This window comes from Aquaspirillum soli (assembly GCF_054781915.1).
Window position 1 is genome coordinate 185,284 of record NZ_BAAGTM010000004.1, and the last position, 18,117, is coordinate 203,400.

Annotated in this window: 21 protein-coding genes; 18 read left to right on the top strand and 3 right to left on the bottom strand. The window is 46.5% G+C overall.

Annotated features, from left to right (window positions below):
- Positions 1-9 precede the first annotated feature (9 nt).
- From ilvN to ACYVJG_RS06260, 11 genes are all read left to right on the top strand, one after another.
- Positions 10-501: an acetolactate synthase small subunit gene (gene ilvN, locus ACYVJG_RS06210; RefSeq protein ID WP_022653759.1), complete on the top strand. Its 492-nt coding sequence runs from the start codon at positions 10-12 to the stop codon at positions 499-501.
- Positions 502-586: 85 nt separating this feature from the next.
- A complete protein-coding gene (ilvC, locus tag ACYVJG_RS06215; protein WP_460430287.1) occupies positions 587-1,603 on the top strand; it encodes a ketol-acid reductoisomerase in 1,017 nt (338 codons plus the stop codon).
- Between the two features lie 207 nt (positions 1,604-1,810).
- Positions 1,811-2,593, top strand: a complete 783-nt coding sequence (pssA, locus tag ACYVJG_RS06220) for a CDP-diacylglycerol--serine O-phosphatidyltransferase (RefSeq protein WP_027405259.1) — start codon at positions 1,811-1,813, stop codon at positions 2,591-2,593.
- A 125-nt stretch (positions 2,594-2,718) separates the two neighbouring features.
- A complete protein-coding gene (locus ACYVJG_RS06225; RefSeq protein ID WP_022653756.1) occupies positions 2,719-4,536 on the top strand; it encodes a 2-isopropylmalate synthase in 1,818 nt (605 codons plus the stop codon).
- Between the two features lie 76 nt (positions 4,537-4,612).
- Positions 4,613-5,257, top strand: a complete 645-nt coding sequence (gene bioD, locus ACYVJG_RS06230; RefSeq protein ID WP_460430288.1) for a dethiobiotin synthase — start codon at positions 4,613-4,615, stop codon at positions 5,255-5,257.
- A 72-nt stretch (positions 5,258-5,329) separates the two neighbouring features.
- Complete coding sequence (locus ACYVJG_RS06235) at positions 5,330-5,938, top strand: SCO family protein (protein ID WP_460430289.1); 609 nt, start codon at positions 5,330-5,332, stop codon at positions 5,936-5,938.
- A 134-nt stretch (positions 5,939-6,072) separates the two neighbouring features.
- On the top strand, positions 6,073-6,798 hold the full coding sequence (locus tag ACYVJG_RS06240; RefSeq protein WP_460430290.1) for a flagellar brake protein: 726 nt from the start codon (positions 6,073-6,075) through the stop codon (positions 6,796-6,798).
- A gap of 101 nt (positions 6,799-6,899) precedes the next feature.
- The gene (gene hisG, locus ACYVJG_RS06245; protein ID WP_027405257.1) at positions 6,900-7,550 is read left to right on the top strand and encodes an ATP phosphoribosyltransferase; all 651 of its coding nucleotides are present in this window, start codon (positions 6,900-6,902) and stop codon (positions 7,548-7,550) included.
- Between the two features lies 1 nt (position 7,551).
- The gene (locus tag ACYVJG_RS06250; RefSeq protein WP_022653751.1) at positions 7,552-8,175 is read left to right on the top strand and encodes a LysE family translocator; all 624 of its coding nucleotides are present in this window, start codon (positions 7,552-7,554) and stop codon (positions 8,173-8,175) included.
- Positions 8,176-8,211: 36 nt separating this feature from the next.
- On the top strand, positions 8,212-9,507 hold the full coding sequence (hisD, locus tag ACYVJG_RS06255) for a histidinol dehydrogenase (protein WP_460430291.1): 1,296 nt from the start codon (positions 8,212-8,214) through the stop codon (positions 9,505-9,507).
- Positions 9,508-9,705: 198 nt separating this feature from the next.
- Entirely contained in the window at positions 9,706-10,797 is a 1,092-nt protein-coding gene (locus tag ACYVJG_RS06260; RefSeq protein WP_460430292.1) for a response regulator transcription factor, read from the top strand.
- 62 nt (positions 10,798-10,859) lie between these two features.
- Here ACYVJG_RS06260 and ACYVJG_RS06265 read toward each other — a convergent pair whose 3' ends face one another.
- Both ACYVJG_RS06265 and ACYVJG_RS06270 read right to left on the bottom strand, forming a co-directional pair.
- A complete protein-coding gene (locus ACYVJG_RS06265; RefSeq protein WP_460430293.1) occupies positions 10,860-11,366 on the bottom strand; it encodes a GNAT family N-acetyltransferase in 507 nt (168 codons plus the stop codon).
- A gap of 9 nt (positions 11,367-11,375) precedes the next feature.
- Complete coding sequence (locus ACYVJG_RS06270; RefSeq protein ID WP_460430294.1) at positions 11,376-11,633, bottom strand: YjhX family toxin; 258 nt, start codon at positions 11,631-11,633, stop codon at positions 11,376-11,378.
- A gap of 397 nt (positions 11,634-12,030) precedes the next feature.
- On the opposite strand from ACYVJG_RS06270, the gene ssuE reads away from it, so the two are divergent.
- The 7 genes from ssuE to ACYVJG_RS06305 all read left to right on the top strand — a co-directional run bounded on the left by ssuE (position 12,031) and on the right by ACYVJG_RS06305 (position 17,575).
- Positions 12,031-12,630 (top strand): NADPH-dependent FMN reductase, encoded by a 600-nt coding sequence (gene ssuE, locus ACYVJG_RS06275; protein ID WP_022653746.1) that lies wholly within the window; start codon positions 12,031-12,033, stop codon positions 12,628-12,630.
- Between the two features lie 36 nt (positions 12,631-12,666).
- Positions 12,667-13,596 carry a sulfonate ABC transporter substrate-binding protein gene (locus ACYVJG_RS06280; protein WP_022653745.1) on the top strand — a complete coding sequence of 310 codons (930 nt, stop codon included), beginning with the start codon at positions 12,667-12,669 and terminating at the stop codon, positions 13,594-13,596.
- A 25-nt stretch (positions 13,597-13,621) separates the two neighbouring features.
- Entirely contained in the window at positions 13,622-14,767 is a 1,146-nt protein-coding gene (gene ssuD, locus ACYVJG_RS06285) for an FMNH2-dependent alkanesulfonate monooxygenase (protein WP_022653744.1), read from the top strand.
- Positions 14,768-14,777: 10 nt separating this feature from the next.
- Entirely contained in the window at positions 14,778-15,548 is a 771-nt protein-coding gene (gene ssuC / locus ACYVJG_RS06290) for an aliphatic sulfonate ABC transporter permease SsuC (protein WP_022653743.1), read from the top strand.
- Positions 15,549-15,555: 7 nt separating this feature from the next.
- Positions 15,556-16,371: an ATP-binding cassette domain-containing protein gene (locus ACYVJG_RS06295; protein WP_081642715.1), complete on the top strand. Its 816-nt coding sequence runs from the start codon at positions 15,556-15,558 to the stop codon at positions 16,369-16,371.
- A 13-nt stretch (positions 16,372-16,384) separates the two neighbouring features.
- Entirely contained in the window at positions 16,385-16,600 is a 216-nt protein-coding gene (locus ACYVJG_RS06300; protein ID WP_022653741.1) for a TOBE domain-containing protein, read from the top strand.
- 135 nt (positions 16,601-16,735) lie between these two features.
- Positions 16,736-17,575 (top strand): EAL domain-containing protein, encoded by an 840-nt coding sequence (locus tag ACYVJG_RS06305; RefSeq protein WP_460430295.1) that lies wholly within the window; start codon positions 16,736-16,738, stop codon positions 17,573-17,575.
- A 15-nt stretch (positions 17,576-17,590) separates the two neighbouring features.
- Here the strand turns inward: ACYVJG_RS06305 and ACYVJG_RS06310 are convergent, their stop codons facing one another.
- A complete protein-coding gene (locus ACYVJG_RS06310) occupies positions 17,591-18,115 on the bottom strand; it encodes a peptide deformylase (protein ID WP_022653739.1) in 525 nt (174 codons plus the stop codon).
- Positions 18,116-18,117: the final 2 nt, after the last annotated feature.

Here is an 18,117-nt window from a genome sequence, read left to right on the forward strand (position 1 = left end):
GCCTTCACAATGCGACACATTCTTTCCATTTTGATTGAAAACGAAGCCGGTGCCTTGTCCCGCGTGGTGGGGTTGTTTTCCGCTCGTGGCTATAACATCGACTCCCTGACCGTTTCCACCACGGAAGACGCAACGCTCAGCCGGATGACCATTGTCACTCACGGTTCTGATGATGTGATTGAACAAATCACAAAACAGCTCAATAAGCTGATTGAAGTGGTGAAGGTGATTGATCTGAACGAATCGGATCACATCGAACGCGAGATGATGCTGATTAAAGTGCGTGCGACTGGTAAAGACCGCGAAGAAATGAAGCGGATGGCGGATATTTTCCGTGGCCGCATCATCGATGTGACGGAAAAAACCTATACCATCGAGCTCACCGGTACCAGTGAAAAACTCGGCGCCTTTATCGAAGCACTCGACCGCACTGTGATTCTAGAAACCGTGCGTACCGGTGCCTCGGGTATTGGTCGTGGCGAGCGCATTTTGAAAATCTAAGGCACACTATTGCCTTGCTTTAACCCCTTAACACTTGGGATGTGGCGCCAACACTGTGCACGCCTCATCCCGCTCTGGAGATAGCATGAAGGTTTACTACGATAAAGACGCCGATCTGTCGATCATCAAAGACAAAAAAGTGGCCATCATTGGCTACGGTTCACAAGGCCATGCCCACGCACAAAACTTGAAAGATTCCGGCGTGGAAGTAACCGTTGGTCTGCGTAAAGACGGCGCTTCGTGGAAAAAAGCAGAAGCCGCTGGCCACAAAGTGAAAGAAGTGGCTGATGCAGTGAAAAAAGCTGATGTGGTGATGATTCTGTTGCCTGATGAATCGCAGCCTGATGTGTATCGCAATGACATTGCTCCGAACCTGAAAAAAGGGGCGGCATTGGCATTCGCTCATGGTTTCAACATTCACTACAACCAAATCGTGCCACCAACAGACGTGGACGTGATCATGGTCGCACCAAAAGGCCCAGGTCATACCGTGCGTTCTGAATATGTCAAAGGCGGTGGTGTGCCAACCCTGATCGCTGTTTATCAAGATCATTCTGGCAAGGCTCGCGATATCGCTCTGTCGTATGCTGCTGCGAACGGTGGTACCAAAGGTGGCGTGATCGAAACTAACTTCCGTGAAGAAACCGAAACCGACTTGTTCGGCGAACAAGCTGTGTTGTGCGGTGGTGCAGTGGAATTGGTCAAAGCGGGCTTTGAAACCTTGGTTGAAGCCGGTTATGCACCAGAAATGGCCTACTTCGAGTGCTTGCACGAACTGAAGTTGATTGTTGACCTGATGTACGAAGGTGGCATTGCCAACATGAACTACTCCATCTCCAACAATGCCGAGTATGGTGAGTATGTGACTGGCCCTGAGGTGATTACCCCTGCGACTAAAGAAGCGATGAAAAAAGCGCTGTATCGCATTCAATCCGGCGAATACGCGAAAATGTTCATCCTCGAAGGCAAGACCAACTATCCAAGCATGACCGCTCGTCGTCGTTTGACTGCTGATCATCCAATCGAACAAGTGGGTGCTCAGTTGCGCGCCATGATGCCTTGGATTGCGAAAAACAAACTGGTTGACCAATCGAAGAACTAATCTTTGTTTGGACAGCAAGAAACGGGAGCTTAGGCTCCCGTTTGTCATTGCGGCTATCTGATATTTCTTTGTTGCATGGCAAAGGACGTGCACATCGCTATCGCCTTAGCGGCAAACGATGATACATTGCGTGTGACTGTGGCACGGTTATGGACTTTTCCTGATCCATCAGACACAGCATTTTTTCCTACGCCTTCCGCGAAACTTATGCAAGCACCTTACAACAAGCCCGAAAAACTGACCCTGCGCCGGCAGGGTATCTACCTACTTCCCAATTTATTCACTCTTGCCGCTTTATTCTCAGGCTTTTATGCCATTGTGCAAGCAATGAGCAACCGCTTTGAGGTGGCCGCTGTGGCGATTTTTATCGCGATGGTGCTAGATGGCCTAGATGGACGGGTGGCTCGTTTAACCCATAGCCAAAGCGCGTTTGGCGCTGAATTTGACAGCCTTTCCGATATGGTCAGCTTTGGTGTGGCCCCTGCTCTCGTTGTCTATGAATGGCTATTAAAAGATTTGGGCAAATTGGGCTGGATGGTGGCTTTTATTTACTGTGCAGGTGCCGCCCTGCGGCTTGCCCGTTTTAACACGATGGTAGGGACAGCGGATAAACGCTGGTTTACTGGCCTACCCAGCCCCGCTGCCGCCGCTTTAGTAGCAGGTTTGGTGTGGATTTGCCATGAATATCATGTTGATGTGGATTGGCTGGCGTGGTTGGCCTTGGGATTTACCGCCTTTGCTGGTTTATCGATGGTGGTCAATACACGCTTTTACAGTTTTAAAGAAATTAATGTCCGGCAAAAAGTGCCATTTATGGCATTGTTGCTGTTGGTGTTGGCCATCTTGTTATTAGTCTCAAAACCCCCGCTGGTGTTATTCGGCTTTTTTGTGTTGTATGGCCTCTCGGGGTATGGCTACAGCCTATGGTGTATGGTGCGGCGCAAGAAAGTCGAACCCTATCAACCCGAGGTCAGCGACAAACAAGATTAGACAAAATTAGACATTAAATCTAAAAAACCCGCCCTTGTGCGGGTTTTTTTACGACTCCGCAAGAATTTAATTGACGAAAAGTCTAATTTGACGTACTGTAACCCCATTAGATGAGGCAAACCATCATGCAATTAGACATTAAACGTCTTATCGCTGATTTTGGCGGCCCAAGCCAACTTGCTGATGCGCTGCAGCAGCATTTTCCGGACGAGGCCGTTTCACGAGCAGCGGTATACAAATGGCGTGAGCGCAGCAGTCTGCCGCTACCGCAGCTACAAAAACTTGCCCAACTTGCCGCAGCACAGGGACGACATTTTGATTTGAACTGGTATTTGGCTACGTCTTCGCAGCCAACCACGACTTTGGGGAGCATTCCTAGTATGAGCAGCAATACGCGTTTGGTTATCTTTGATACCACCCTCCGTGACGGCGAACAAAGCCCCGGCGCTTCTATGACCCGTGAAGAAAAAATCCGTATTGCGCGTCAACTGGAAAAGCTGGGTGTTGATGTGATTGAAGCGGGCTTTGCTGCTGCCAGCCCGGGGGATGCCGAGTCGATCCACGCGATTGCCTCGGTGATTAAACAGTCCACCGTCTGTTCTTTGGCACGTGCGAATGAGCGTGACGTACGTGCCGCTGGTGAAGCGATTAAACCTGCTGCGCGGGGCCGAATTCACACCTTTATTGCAACCAGCCCCATTCACATGGAAAAGAAACTGCGCATGACCGAAGACGAGGTTGTGGCGGCAGCGGTGAAAGCGGTGCAAATTGCCCGTGAATATACGGATGATGTCGAATTTTCCGCTGAAGATGCGTTGCGTTCTGAAATCGATTTCTTGGCCCGCGTCTTTGGGGCAGTGATCGAAGCAGGTGCCACGACCTTGAATGTGCCGGATACCGTGGGTTATTCGACGCCTGCACGCACAGAAGCCTTTTTCCGTGAGTTGATTAGTAAAACCCCTGGTGGGGATCGGGTGATTTGGTCGGCGCATTGCCACAATGACTTGGGCATGGCGGTTGCCAACTCCTTAGCAGCGGTGCAAGGCGGGGCGCGACAGGTTGAGTGTACGATCAATGGTTTGGGTGAACGAGCTGGCAATGCGGCATTAGAAGAAATCGTGATGGCAGTGAAAACTCGCCATGATGTGTTTGGTGTCCACACTGGCATCGACGCTGCACAAATTGTTCCCACTTCAAAATTGGTTTCCACTATCACGGGGTATCCGGTGCAACCCAACAAGGCGATTGTTGGCGCTAATGCCTTCTCGCATGAATCTGGTATTCACCAAGATGGTGTATTGAAACACCGCGAAACCTACGAAATCATGAGTGCCGAGTCGGTGGGCTGGAGCACCAACCGTTTGACATTGGGCAAATTGTCTGGCCGTAATGCCTTTAAGACGAAATTAGCAGAGCTGGGCGTCGAATTGAAGTCAGAAGAAGCACTCAACGCTGCGTTTGCCCGCTTTAAAGAATTGGCCGACCGCAAACGTGAGATTTTTGATGAAGATTTACAAGCCTTGGTCAGTGATGAACTCACCACCATCGACCAACAAGAAGACTTCAAGCTGGTGTCTTTGCGTGTTGCCACAGAAACCGGTGAACCACCTTTGGCTATCTTAACTGTCAACGAACGGGGACAAGAACAACGTGCTGAGTCCACTGGTTCTGGTCCTGTGGATGCCGCGTTCAAAGCGATCGAGTCACTGGCCAACTCTGGGGCAGAATTGCAACTGTATTCGGTTAACGCAATCACCAGTGGTACCGATAGCCAAGGTGAGGTGACTGTGCGCTTGGCCCGTGATGGTCGTATTGTGAATGGTCAAGGCGCGGATACCGATATTATCGTGGCAAGTGCCAAAGCTTATTTGTCTGCGTTGAACAAACTCAGCAAAGGTGAACGAGTCAACCCACAAAAATCGTCTGAAGCCGCTGCTGTTTAATTTGGCTGTGGTACGCTAACTACAGGGCGTGGTGTTTACCACGCCCTGTTTGCATATCTTGACGCGGAGAATCGTTGTGCACCAAGCCTATTTCATCACTGGTACGGATACTGAAATTGGTAAAACTCATGTTGCTGTGACACTGATTCAACAATGGCAACAACAAGGTCTGCGGGTGGCGGCCATGAAGCCGGTTGCCTCAGGCGCATGGCAGGATGAACAGGGTATTTGGCGCAATGATGATGTTGAACGGTTAATCGCCGCCACCGGACAAACCGACCGTGCTTTGCTGAACCCCTATTGTTTTCCCTCGCCGATTTCGCCACATTTGGCGGCACGAGAGGTGGGGGTGCAAATTGACCTCAAGCATTTGGTTGATTGCTATCGACAATTAGCTGCACAGGCGGATGTAGTCGTTGTGGAAGGTGCGGGGGGGTGGTTGGCACCCTTGACAGATGAATTGGATATGGCAGATTTAGCCCTTGCCTTGGCAATTCCGGTGGTATTGGTGGTTGGTATGCGCTTGGGTTGTATCAATCATGCCCGTTTGACTGCAGCTGCGATTGTGCAGCGTGGTGCGCCATTTGCAGGATGGATAGCGAACCGTGTTGTACCGCAACAACTGGCTTATCAAGAGAATTTAGCGACGCTACAACGGACTTTACCTGTTCCAATGTGGCAGGAAATCCCATTTTCTGTTGCAAAGTCTGAGCAAGGTTAATGACGATGGCTGTCTGTGCCATGTATCATACGGCCTTATGTGCTTGCGCATAATTAAGCTGAAGGATAAAACGTGCAAAATTGGGTTGCGATGGGATGTCGATGGCTTGCCATAACTGCGCTATTAGTTGGTGTCGCAGCGTGCCAACCCACAACACCTGCACTCAATTTGAAAGGCACAGATGTCAGTAATGCTAAAATCGGTGCTGATTTTACATTAATTGACCATAATGGTAATTCCAAACGTCTTTCAGACTTCTATGGACAAGCAATAGTTTTGTTTTTCGGATATATTCACTGTCCGGACGTTTGCCCGACGACTTTGGCTGAAATGGCAGAAGCGATGAATCGTCTAGGAAATGATGCAGAAAAGGTCACTGTGTTATTTGTCTCAGTCGACCCTAAACGCGATACTCCAGACATCATGAAAGCTTATGTCACTTCATTTCACCCGCGCTTTATTGGATTGACCGGAAGTGCAACAGCAATCGCTGAGGTAAGCCGTGCCTTTAAGGTGGTGGCAGAAAAACGCGGAGATGTTGCTGGTGGTAATTATTCCATCGACCACAGCGCCGGTGCATATATTTACGATCCGTCAGGCCGCCTGCGTTCTTATGTAACGTATGGCAGCGGGGCGGATGTGTTGGTTCATGACCTGAAGCAGGTGCTTACGGTACGCTAAAGGTCTTGTTTTGAGCTCACATAAAGCATAAATTTTGCTTTAGTGATTCTTTGTAACGTAACACAGAGCGATATTCCTGCAACGTGACAGACATCAGCCCCCCTTCCGGCGACGCCTCTAACGCCCCTCTGCCGATGAGCGAGGAACTCGCCCGCTATACATTGACTTCCTCATTGGAAATCGCCCACCACTTGCGTCGAATTATCAACGCAGGACAAATGGTGACCGTGTTTTCCAATCATGGAAAATCGTTTATTTTGACTCGTCTTCTGGCGGTCGATACCCGACAAAATCTGCTGATTTTTGACATGGGTTCCGACGGCAATATGAATCGGCTATTGTTGACGAGCGAACGCAACGTGCTGGTCTGTGCGCCGGAAGGCGTTAAGACGCAGTTCTCAGTGGGTCGGGTTAAAGAGACAACGTATGAAGGTGCCCCCGCCTTCGTGACAAATCTACCCACCTCATTGATTAAACTACAGCGCCGCGAGTATTTCCGCATTCGAACCCCGATTGCCAGTCCAGTGATGTGCAACATCCACGACTACGACGAAGGTAATGGGGTGACATTGCCGATCTACGACATCAGTTTGGGTGGGGTGTCTTTGGTGACGCCTGAAGACTTACCCGGATTTGATGTGACGCAGATTTACTCTGATGTGGCATTGGACTTAAAACAAGCCGGTACAGTTCCCGTTGTGATCGAAGTACGCAATATTTTGCGTATTCCGCAGCGCAATAATACGGTGCAAGTACGGGTTGGCTGTGAGTTCAAAGACCTATCAATGCGCGGTCAAACCATTATCCAAAAATATATTGCTCAGCTAGAACGAGAACGTCGCGCGATGGAGCGTGACTAAGTTTAAGGTGGTGGTGTGGGCAAATTAGGATCAACCCAGCTGATGACCTCAGCTGGGCCGTTTTTTTTATTGTTTTTCGTTTTGAATTAATGGATGTGCCCATGCTAACGATTGCACTTTCTAAGGGCCGAATTTTTGATGAAACCCTACCGCTGCTGGCGGCGGCGGGTATTGTGCCAACAGAAGACCCAGAATCTTCTCGCAAACTGATTATTGAAACCAACCTACCTGATGTGCGTCTGATTATTGTCCGCGCCAGTGATGTGCCGACTTATGTGCAATATGGTGCAGCGGATTTGGGCATTGCTGGACGCGACGTTTTAATTGAACATGGCGGTGCAGGTTTATATCAGCCGCTCGATCTTGAAATTGCCCGTTGTCGAATGATGGTGGCGGTTAAAAATGGCTTTGATTACGACAGCGCAGTGCAACAAGGGGCGCGTTTGCGAGTTGCAACAAAATATCCACAAATTGCCCGAGAACACTTCGCCCGAAAAGGCGTGCATGTGGATGTGATTAAGCTATATGGTTCGATGGAGTTGGCGCCGTTGGTCGGCTTGGCTGATGCTATCGTTGATTTGGTATCAACCGGTAATACCCTGCGTGCCAACGATTTGGTGGCAGTGGAACATATTTTGGATATCAGTTCGCGCTTAGTGGTAAACCAAGCTGCGCTGAAATTGAAATACGCCACGTTACGCCCAGTGATGGATGCCTTTGCTGCTGGTGTGAAAATAGAAAGCCAAAACTAATATGGGATGGGACACCGTTCTAACCATTAGCGTCATTGCCTTATTGGCGATGCTAAGCCCGGGGCCAGATTTTTTTCTTGTGGTGAAAAATGCTGCTCGTTATTCACGGCGGGCGGCATTAGCAACCACCTTAGGCATTAACGTGGGTATTGCGCTGCACATGAGTTATTGTGTGCTTGGTTTGGTATTGATTATTCAGCAAACGCCGTGGCTGTTTGATCTGTTGAAATATGCTGGTGCAGGCTATCTGATTTGGATTGGTGTGCAGGCCTTGTTGTCGCGTGGTGGTGTGTCATCTGTCACGGATGAAAATGGCCACACACAACAACAAGTTCCATTTTGGCGTGCTTTCAGCGAAGGGTTGTTGTGTAATCTTCTCAATCCTAAAGTGACGTTATTTTTCTTCAGTGTTTTCACTCAGCTGTTGCAACCCGATTCTTCTTTACATGAAAAAATCTTAATTGCCCTTATCATCTTCTTGTTGGGGATTGTTTATTGGCCTCTATTGGTCTTGCTGATCCAACAAGCTTGGGTATTACGCGCTTTACGGCGTGTGCAACACACGGTTGACCGAGTGCTAGGGGGTGTTTTGCTAGCACTGGGTATTAAAGTCGCTTTATCCTGATTTTTTCTCTTAATCAATCCGAGATAGCGCCCCATTATGTTGAAATTATCTTCCCGAGAAGCCAACTTTTCAGAACGGTTGGCTGCGTTGTTAGACTTCGAAACGGCTCAAGATCCTGCGGTTGATACAGCAGTAGCCGACATCATTCAGGCTGTTAAAACACAGGGCGATGCCGCTTTGTTGGCATACACAGCCCGTTTCGACCGCGTGCAGGTGACGCAAGCTGCTGATTTAGAAATTAGCCACGATGAGCTCAAAGCAGCCTTTACCCGATTGCCAGCAGAAACCCGTTCGGCATTGGAAGCAGCCGCAGGTCGTGTGCGCCGCTATCACAAGCATCAACTGGCCCACTCTTGGGAATACACCGAAGAAGACGGTACTGTCCTTGGTCAAAAAGTGACTGCGCTTGATCGAGTTGGGATTTATGTGCCGGGTGGAAAAGCCGCGTACCCTTCTTCTGTCTTGATGAATGCTATCCCTGCCAAGGTGGCTGGTGTGGGTGAAGTGATTATGGTTGTGCCCACTCCGGGTGGCGAGCGTAATGACTTGGTGTTGGCTGCGGCGTTTATTGCGGGGGTTGATCGGGCATTTACTGTTGGCGGCGCGCAAGCAGTGGCTGCCTTGGCCTATGGCACAGCAACCATCCCTGCGGTGGATAAAATCACTGGGCCGGGAAATGCTTATGTCGCAGCAGCAAAACGCCGTGTCTTCGGTATTGTTGGGATTGATATGGTTGCGGGACCATCAGAAATTTTGGTGATCTGTGATGGCAAAACCGATCCCGACTGGATTGCGATGGATTTATTTAGCCAAGCCGAGCACGATGAAATCGCCCAAGCGATTTTGCTTTGCCCTGATGCGAATTACCTCTCCGAGGTTGAGGCCAGCATTGCCCGTTTATTACCCACCATGCCTCGTCGAGCGATTATCGAAGCCAGTTTGAAGAATCGTGGGGCAATGATTGAAGTGGCTTCGTTAGAAGAAGCTTGCCAAATTGCTAACTATATTGCACCAGAGCATTTAGAGTTGTCGGTAGAACATCCTGAACACTACCTCGATCAACTGCGCCATGCTGGAGCGATTTTTATGGGATGTTTTACGTCCGAGTCGCTTGGTGATTATTGTGCAGGCCCTAATCACGTTCTCCCTACTAGTCGCACCGCGCGTTTTGCTAGTCCATTAGGCGTATATGATTTCCAAAAACGCAGCAGTTTGATTCGTGTGTCTGCTGATGGTGCGGATAGCCTTGGCCGAATCGCTGCCACGTTGGCGCATGGTGAAGGCTTAACTGCCCATGCCCGCGCAGCTGAGTTACGTCTTAAATCGACCTAATTCATTCTCTTTTCCTGATTTAAAAAAACGCCTCATACCGCTATGGTGTGGGGCGTTTTTTTTCGTGTTGTGAAATTTTCTTGGAATTAAATTGCTCTGCAAATCGGTATAAAAATGACTTTTTTAACATCTTCTTTTAGTTTTTTGGTGTTTAAGTTACGATAAGATCGAAAATATACTAATTAAGGATGAGAGTCGGTGGATACCCTGCTTCATGTTGATGACGACCCAATGCAACGTTTGTGGGTGAACCATCTTTTTAAAGACACTTTCGAAGTGGTCAGTTATGAAGATGCTGAAACCGCGTTGTGTGAGCTCGAACATTTACACCCCTCGGTGGCTATCCTTGATCTTGAATTACCTGGGATGAACGGCTATCAGCTGTGCGAAAAAATCAGGGAATATCCTCATCTCAATGATTGTCTAGTATTGATTTTATCGTCTCTCGACGATATCCAAGATCGCCTCAATGCCTACCAAGCAGGGGCAGATGATTACTTTTCCAAACCTGCTGTTCCCGAAGAATTACTCGCTAAAGTGAGTCGTTTGTATGCGCTGTCTTGTGCTCGTAAAGAAGCAGAAAACTATGCGATTCAATCTCAGCAAACTTCGTTTTCTGCGTTGAGTGCCCTGGGTGAAACAGATATTACATTAAACTTTTTTAAGAAAGTTTCGTTTTGTGATACCCAGAATAAACTATTGCATATTGCTCTTAAGGCATTGAACCAATTTGGTTTAAATGCCTCGATTGAAATTCGGTCAATGAATGGTATTGAAGAGCATCATGCTTCACCGATTGAAAAATCGGTGTTAGAACACATGAAAAATATGGGGCAGGTATTTGAGTATAAGAAACAAGTGGTTTTTAATAGCGAACATGCAACGGTTTTAGTTAGAAACATGCCAATAGAGGATGTTGACCGTTATACTCGAATCAAAGACCATGTTGCTCAGATTGTTGAGGGACTGGATTTGGCGGCATCTCGGATACAAGCCCACGAATTGGTAGATAAACAGGCCGAGGCATTAACCGATACAAAAAAAGAATTGTTAGAGGCGTCGTCAGAACTCCAACAAGAATTACGCGACTTGCGGCAACAAGGTGATCGAAATATGTACGAGATGACCGAGTCTTTGCAATCATTGATTATGTGTTATGACTTAAAAGAAACCCAAGAATTGGCCATTCGCGAAATTATCGAACAAGCCCGAGAAAATCTATTTAAGTTGCAATCCAAAGAATTAGGAATTGAAAAAGTAATTGAGAAATTATTAGAAAAACTCTCTTAATTTGATCATATAATCTGTGGCAGGGTAAATCCAAGATCGTTTCTACCCTGCCATCAGACTACTTATTGCTTGGCTTGGAATGCCTCGTTAAACGTTACAATCCCTTGTGGAATCACACCACTGATACTTTTTGCTAACAAGTATTCTGCTGGTACATCTGGCAAAATCAAACCATGCTGAGCAGAAAATCCAAATCGCGAATAGAATCTGGGATCCCCTACCAACACACAACCATCGATACCAACATTCGCCAACCAATCGAGCCCCGCCTGCATCAACTGAGTCCCAATCCCTTGGTTCTGAACATGAGGCAAAACCGAAATGGGTCCCACACCTAACCAATGCTGATGACAGCCAGAAATACTGACTGGCGAAAAGGCAACATGGCCAACAATAATATTGTTATGCAGTGCAACCAGCGATAATGATAGTGCTTGATTGTTACGCAAAGCATTGACAATGAATTGTTCAGTATGTTGTGTGTGTTGAGCATTCAAAAATGCTTTTTCTGTGACAGAAAAAATGGCATCAATATCTGCTGGCTTTTCTTTTCTGATTTCAATTTTCATCTCACCCCCCTATTGATTATCTAATTGCGCGCGAACAGCGCGTAAGCCAGCTTTATTGATCATATAAGGTTGACCATTTTTTGAACTAATCAATTTTTTAGCGCGGAGTTTTTTGAAAATGGTCATCGTACATTCGGTCAGGATAAACCCTTCCCGCGTGTAACAATCCACTTGAGTGATGTGGCCCGATTCATTTCGGATGTGGACAATGCGGCCACCTTTTGCAAGAACATGCAAGGTTTTTTGTTCAGGCTTTGAGATATTCATTTTGGCTATCTTGTAGTTATGCGAAACTAGCAAGGGCTTTTTATGCCTATGCGATTTTTTGCCTATCGATAACAATCCCACCTATCTGATTCAGGGGGGCGTTATCAGATAGCTACAAGCTCCAATAACATCCAAAACCTTTTTGATTAAATAAAATCAGCCTGCGATTTTAAAGCCTCTACGATCAAACTGTCACCAAGCAAATCTTCCTCCAAGCATGACAAAGACGTATGTGTATTGATCCGGATGGGGACACCACAACACATGATGCGCACCCCTCCCTTATGCTTGATAGACTTTTTTGTAATTAAGGATGTAAAAAATATAATTTTTAATTATTAAAATTTGGCGTTACGCTTGTTTCCATTGCTAACACAGCACATGGATAGGAGTTGTGATGTCTGTTCTTGCCCTCATTGGCAGCCCGAGCGAAAACTCTCGAACTGCAGCCCTAGTTGATGTGGCCTTACGCTACTTGAATGCGTACGGTTTCAACACTGAAGTTGTGACACCCTTCTCGTTACCTGCCGAAGATTTGTTATATGGCCGCTTTAACAGTTTGGCTGTACAACAATTTTTGCAACAAGTTCAACAAAGCCACGGCTTGATTGTTGCGACCCCAGTTTATAAAGCAGCCTACTCTGGCGCACTCAAAACACTGCTCGATCTCATCCCAGAACGCGGACTGCACAATAAAGTGGTGCTCCCGATTGCTACTGGCGGCACAACTGCACATATGCTTGCCGTCGATTACGCCCTTAAACCTGTTTTGACGGCATTAAAAGCAGGTGAGATTTTGCCTGGTGTATTTGCTATTGATAAACAAATTACACGTCCAAGCCAAGCTGGTGAATTAGTCGGCCTCGAGAGTGAGCTGACACAACGATTAGACCTTGCATTAGATCAATTTGTTGAACAGCTACATCGTCGTTTCCCTCGTCCATTAGAAGATGCTTGGTTATCTGAGCGTGTTCGTGACGCCCGAGTCAGTGTCTAAAAATTTTGCGTCAAAAAATTAAGAAAGGATATCAAAATGTCTTTAAAACGTTTTCTTCCCACTATCTTGGCTGCCAGCGTTGTAGCACTCATCCATCTGCCAAGTCATGCAGACACCGTCAGAATTGGTTACCAAAAATATGGCACGTTAGTCATTCTCAAAGCCAAAGGCAATCTAGAGCAAAGGCTTAAAGCAGATGGTATTGAAGTTAAATGGACTGAATTTCCTGCTGGCCCCCAGCTACTTGAAGGCTTAAATGTCGGATCGATAGATATTGGAACAACAGGAGAAGCGCCCCCGATCTTTGCTCAAGCTGCGGGTGCTGATTTGGTTTACATTGGTAATGAGCCGCCGGCTCCCTCATCAGAAGCGATTGTTGTGCAAAAAAACTCAACCATTCGTTCTGTTGCAGATTTAAAAGGCAAGAAAATTGCTCTTAATAAAGGCTCTAATGTGCATTACTTGCTGGTTAAAGCATTAGAGAAACATGGCTTGAAATACAGCGATGTTCAAACGGTTTTCTTACCTCCTGCCGATGCTCGCGCTGCTTTTGAGCGGGGTAGTGTCGATGCTTGGGCCATTTGGGATCCTTTCCTTGCCGCAGCAGAAAAACAGATTGGGGCTCGGGTGATTGCGGATGGTAAAGGGATTGTAAAAAACCATCAGTTCTATCTTGCCCGTCGAGATTTTGCACAGAAAAACCCAAAAATTACCAAGATTGTCCTAGAAGAACTGGATCGAATTGATCAATGGGGTAAGGCAAACCCAGAACAAGTGACAGCATTTCTCGCGCCTCAAATTGGGTTGCCAACAGACATCGTTTCATTGGCGACCAGCCGATATAGTTTTGGTGTCTCCCCGATCTCTTCTGTTGTGATTCAAGAGCAACAAAAAATCGCAGATGTTTTTGCTGATCTAAAACTTATTCCGAAGCGGATTTCCGTGCAACAAGCCGTATTGCAATAATTTTTTTACCCATTTTGGAGTCGAAATGAATATTTTTTGGTTTTTTCCAACTCATGGTGATGGTCGTTACTTAGGAACTGCAGAAGGTGCAAGGGCAGTAGATCAAGCTTATTTGGGGCAAATTGCTCAGGCAGCAGATCGTTTGGGGTTCAACGGTGCGCTGATTCCTACCGGTCGTTCATGCGAAGATCCGTGGGTGGCTGCTGCAACATTGATTCCATTGACAAAGCGCCTGAAGTTTTTGGTGGCAGTTCGTCCAGGCATCATGCAGCCCACGGTGGCTGCGCGGATGGCTTCTACATTTGATCGGCTTTCCGGAGGACGGCTATTAGTCAATGTCGTAGCAGGCGGGGATCCAAATGAATTTGCTGGCGACGGTGTAAAGCTATCTCATGATGAACGCTACCATGCTGCAAGTGAATTCTTGCATGTTTGGAAGGGCGTATTGGCCGGAGAAACCGTGTCATTACAAGGGCAATATATTGATGTGGAAGGCGCCAAGGTCTTATTCCCACCAGTGCAACGTCCTCATCCACCTTTATATTTTGGTGGATCCTCTGTTGCGGCACATGAACTGGCCGCAGAGCATATTGATACTTACCTGACATGGGCAGAGCCACCTGCGGCAGTCGCAGAGAAAATTGCTGACGTAAAAGCACGTGCAGCACTACGAGGACGGGAGGTGAAATTTGGTTTACGGGTTCACGTCATCGTTCGAGAAAGTAATGAAGCCGCATGGCAAGCAGCAGATGAATTAATCAGTCGATTAGACGATGACACAATTGCTGCAGCACAGAATGCTTTTGCTAAAACCGATTCCGAGGGCCAACGGCGGATGTCTGCCTTACACGGTGGAAAACGCGATCAACTCGAAGTCAGTCCAAATCTGTGGGCGGGGGTCGGCTTGGTGCGCGGTGGTGCAGGCACTGCTTTGGTAGGGGATGGCCCGACAGTAGCCGCACGACTGAAAGAATATCAAGCACTCGGCATAGATACCTTTGTGTTATCGGGTTATCCACATCTGGAAGAAGCTTACCGCGTGGCCGAATTGTTATTCCCTCACTTGCCTGATCGTGCCCAACCCCTGACCCCCGATGTTGCTTTTCTAACACCATTTGGTGAAACCATCGCTAATATCGCGCCCCCAGCGCAGTTAGTGTCTGCTTCATAGGAGTAATGCAATGGCTGTGTCAACGTGGTTACGTCCTTTGGTGCCTTGGTGTGTTCCTGCTTTGCTATTTGGTGGGTGGCAGTTTGCTGCTGAAGTGGGGTGGTTGCACAGCCGCATTTTACCTGCCCCATCCGCTGTTTTGGTGGCAGGTTGGGATTTACTTTCCAATGGTGAATTAATTGCCCACTTAAAAATCAGTTTCTTTCGTGTTTTATTAGGTTTTCTGATTGGTGGTGGACTTGGATTCATCCTTGGGCTTGCTGCGGGTTTGTCAAAAGTCGCTGAAAATACTTTTGATACCACCTTGCAAATGTTAAGAAATATTCCACCTCTTGCCTTAATTCCATTAGTTATTTTGTGGTTTGGAATTGATGAAGGAGCAAAAATTTTCTTAGTTGCCTTTGGTACATTATTCCCTGTCTATCTGAATACCTACCACGGCATTCGATCAATTGATCAACAATTACTAGAGATGGCAAGTAGTTATGGCCTAAAGGGTTGGCAATTATTTAAGGATGTTTTACTACCCGGTGCACTACCTTCTATTTTAGTTGGTGTACGCTTCTCTTTAGGGTTTGCATGGGTGATTTTAATTGTCGCTGAAACAATTTCTGCCTCTTCTGGAATTGGCTATCTTGCGATGAATGCCAGAGAGTTTCTTCAAACTGACATTGTTGTATTAGCTATCTTGCTGTATGCAGTGTTAGGTAAATTAGTCGATATGCTTGCCCGAGCCATTGAGCGTGTTGCACTTAAATGGCACCCTGCTTATTTGAATTGAGGAAAAGATGATGAAAAATGATATCCATCACGTTGAGACATCATCTGCATTAAAGATTGATTTGAAGAAAGTATCTCAGCAATTTTCTGACAAGAAAGTATTAAATGAAGTTGATTTAGAGATTGCTGCAGGTGAGTTTGTCACATTAGTGGGACGTTCTGGTTGTGGTAAGAGCACGTTATTACGATTGCTGTCTCGGTTAGATCAACCCAGCTCCGGAGAAATAATCTTTGGTAATCATGATCAACAGCAGCAAATTAGAGTCATGTTTCAAGACCCTCGCTTGTTGCCTTGGAAACGCGTGATTGACAATGTGGGATTAGGATTATCTGGTCCGTGGCAGGAAAAAGCCTATCAAGTATTAGACGAAGTTGGCTTGTCTGATAAAGCACAAGAATGGCCGGCTCGTTTATCTGGTGGACAAAAGCAGCGCGTGGCATTAGCACGAGCTTTGATTCATCAGCCACAGTTATTGTTATTAGATGAACCACTAGGTGCATTAGATGCTTTAACTCGCATAGATATGCAGCAATTGATCGAAAAGCTATGGCAGAAACATGGTTTTACTGTGGTATTGGTCACCCATGATGTCAATGAGGCTGTCAAACTGGCAGATCGAGTCATTTTATTAGAAGGGGGTAAAATTGGATTAGATCTTAAAATAGATTTAGCAAGACCACGTTCAGCAGCACAAGCACTGTTGGTCGAATATGAGCAAAAAATTTTGCATCGTATTTTAGCAACACCACAAACGGTTTTATCTCCACCCAGCGTAACCAAATATGTGAGCCAACAATGGCAACAACTACGTTGGGCAATTTGAAAAGGAAATTGAAATGTCAATCAAATCTATTAACGTTCGCAATCAATTTAAAGGCAATATTGTTGAAATCTTAGAAGGGCCTGTGCTGTCAGAGGTTGACGTCAATACACCAGCAGGACTGGTGACCTCAGTGATCACAACCCGTTCAGTCAAAGATCTGGATTTGAAAGTGGGTGATCAAGTCATTGCCTTTGTGAAATCGACAGAAGTTTCCATTGCAAAACTCTGATGTTTGCTACTCGCCCTCGATCTTGATCGAGGGCTTTATAACTTTTTGCTATGAGAGAATCTTTATATATTATTTTTTATCTAAAATGGAGGGTGTTAATATTCATTTGTAAAAATAAAAAGGCATTAAAATGTTATGGGTAACTTTGATATATTGCATCTGGTGAACACACCCACGATTTGCAATTTGTTAGACACTGCAAATACATTCTTTGCAGAAGCATCACTAGATCAGCGTGTTTTTTTTGGTCGTGAGCAAAAAATTTATGCCCACTTTGATGAATGGGAAATTACCTCTGCGTATCAACCCATCTTTTCTTTCGAGAAAAAAATTATTGCGGTTGAAGCTTTAGCGAGAGTGTCGAGTAATCGCCACTCAATTCCGCCTAATCTTTTATTCACCACAGAAAGAATGCCTGCCCGAGCAATATTTCTTGATCGTTTGGTCAGGGTATTACATATTGCTAATCTACTAAGACAAGTGCCAACCCCCAGTTTTTCTATCTTTTTAAATATTAATGCGTTTCACCTGATTGGCGTTAAAACAGGACATGGTCGTTTTTTTGCTGATATTTTACAGATTGCAGGACTGTCTCCACCACAAATTACTTTAGAAATTGTCGAAGATGCTGTCGATGATAATTTGCTGTTACTTGAGGCAGTCAATAGCTATCGTCAACAAGGTTTTCTAATTGCTTTAGACGATTTTGGTGCGGGACACTCAAACCTAGATCGAGTGTGGTTATTAGAACCAGATATCGTGAAGTTGGATCGGTTACTTATCCAAAGGGCAGTTGTTGAACCAAAAGTGAGATTGGCCTTACCTAAGATTGTTGAGCACTTACATCAAATGGGCGCGACAGTGGTTTGCGAGGGAATAGAACATCAATTACAACTTTCCCTCGCACAAGATGTGGGGTGTGATTGGGTGCAAGGTTATTTCTTAGCGATGCCACACGCGGTGATTCCTTGCTGATCATAGATAACCGAATTAGGCCAGATCGGGAAATAACACATCAGTAAAACCAAATTGGCGCATGTCTTTCATCCGCATTGGATAAAGAATGCCCCACAAGTGATCGCATTCATGTTGCACCACGCGGGCGTGAAAATCATCGACTGTTCGGTCAATCAGGTCGCCGAATTCGTTGAAACCTTGATAACGTAAGCGGGTATAACGAGGGACGAGGCCACGCAGTCCGGGGATAGACAAACAGCCTTCCCAGTTATCTTCCATCTCGGCACCCAAAGGGGTCAGAGTTGGGTTGATTAATACGGTGGGGGGAATAGGGTCGGCATTTGGATAGCGAGCAAGTTTTTCACCCGTTCCAAAAATCACGACTTGCAGATTGACCCCAATTTGTGGTGCTGCCAAGCCTGCTCCACCTGTGGCTGCCATCGTATCGCGTAGATTGGTCAATAACTGATGCAGTTCTGGCGTATTAAACGCTGTCACTGGATCGGCAAGACGCAATAATCTGGGATCACCCATTTTCAAAATAGGACAGACAGACATGG

Coding starts and splice junctions, on each gene's coding strand:
- ilvN (WP_022653759.1), top strand. CDS start 10: ATGCGACACATTCTTTCCATTTTGATTGAAAACGAAGCCGGTGCCTTG.
- ilvC (WP_460430287.1), top strand. CDS start 587: ATGAAGGTTTACTACGATAAAGACGCCGATCTGTCGATCATCAAAGAC.
- pssA (WP_027405259.1), top strand. CDS start 1,811: ATGCAAGCACCTTACAACAAGCCCGAAAAACTGACCCTGCGCCGGCAG.
- ACYVJG_RS06225 (WP_022653756.1), top strand. CDS start 2,719: ATGCAATTAGACATTAAACGTCTTATCGCTGATTTTGGCGGCCCAAGC.
- ACYVJG_RS06240 (WP_460430290.1), top strand. CDS start 6,073: ATGAGCGAGGAACTCGCCCGCTATACATTGACTTCCTCATTGGAAATC.
- hisG (WP_027405257.1), top strand. CDS start 6,900: ATGCTAACGATTGCACTTTCTAAGGGCCGAATTTTTGATGAAACCCTA.
- ACYVJG_RS06250 (WP_022653751.1), top strand. CDS start 7,552: ATGGGATGGGACACCGTTCTAACCATTAGCGTCATTGCCTTATTGGCG.
- hisD (WP_460430291.1), top strand. CDS start 8,212: ATGTTGAAATTATCTTCCCGAGAAGCCAACTTTTCAGAACGGTTGGCT.
- ACYVJG_RS06265 (WP_460430293.1), bottom strand. CDS start 11,366: ATGAAAATTGAAATCAGAAAAGAAAAGCCAGCAGATATTGATGCCATT.
- ACYVJG_RS06270 (WP_460430294.1), bottom strand. CDS start 11,633: ATGAATATCTCAAAGCCTGAACAAAAAACCTTGCATGTTCTTGCAAAA.
- ssuE (WP_022653746.1), top strand. CDS start 12,031: ATGTCTGTTCTTGCCCTCATTGGCAGCCCGAGCGAAAACTCTCGAACT.
- ACYVJG_RS06280 (WP_022653745.1), top strand. CDS start 12,667: ATGTCTTTAAAACGTTTTCTTCCCACTATCTTGGCTGCCAGCGTTGTA.
- ssuD (WP_022653744.1), top strand. CDS start 13,622: ATGAATATTTTTTGGTTTTTTCCAACTCATGGTGATGGTCGTTACTTA.
- ssuC (WP_022653743.1), top strand. CDS start 14,778: ATGGCTGTGTCAACGTGGTTACGTCCTTTGGTGCCTTGGTGTGTTCCT.
- ACYVJG_RS06295 (WP_081642715.1), top strand. CDS start 15,556: ATGATGAAAAATGATATCCATCACGTTGAGACATCATCTGCATTAAAG.
- ACYVJG_RS06300 (WP_022653741.1), top strand. CDS start 16,385: ATGTCAATCAAATCTATTAACGTTCGCAATCAATTTAAAGGCAATATT.
- ACYVJG_RS06305 (WP_460430295.1), top strand. CDS start 16,736: ATGGGTAACTTTGATATATTGCATCTGGTGAACACACCCACGATTTGC.
- ACYVJG_RS06310 (WP_022653739.1), bottom strand. CDS start 18,115: ATGTCTGTCTGTCCTATTTTGAAAATGGGTGATCCCAGATTATTGCGT.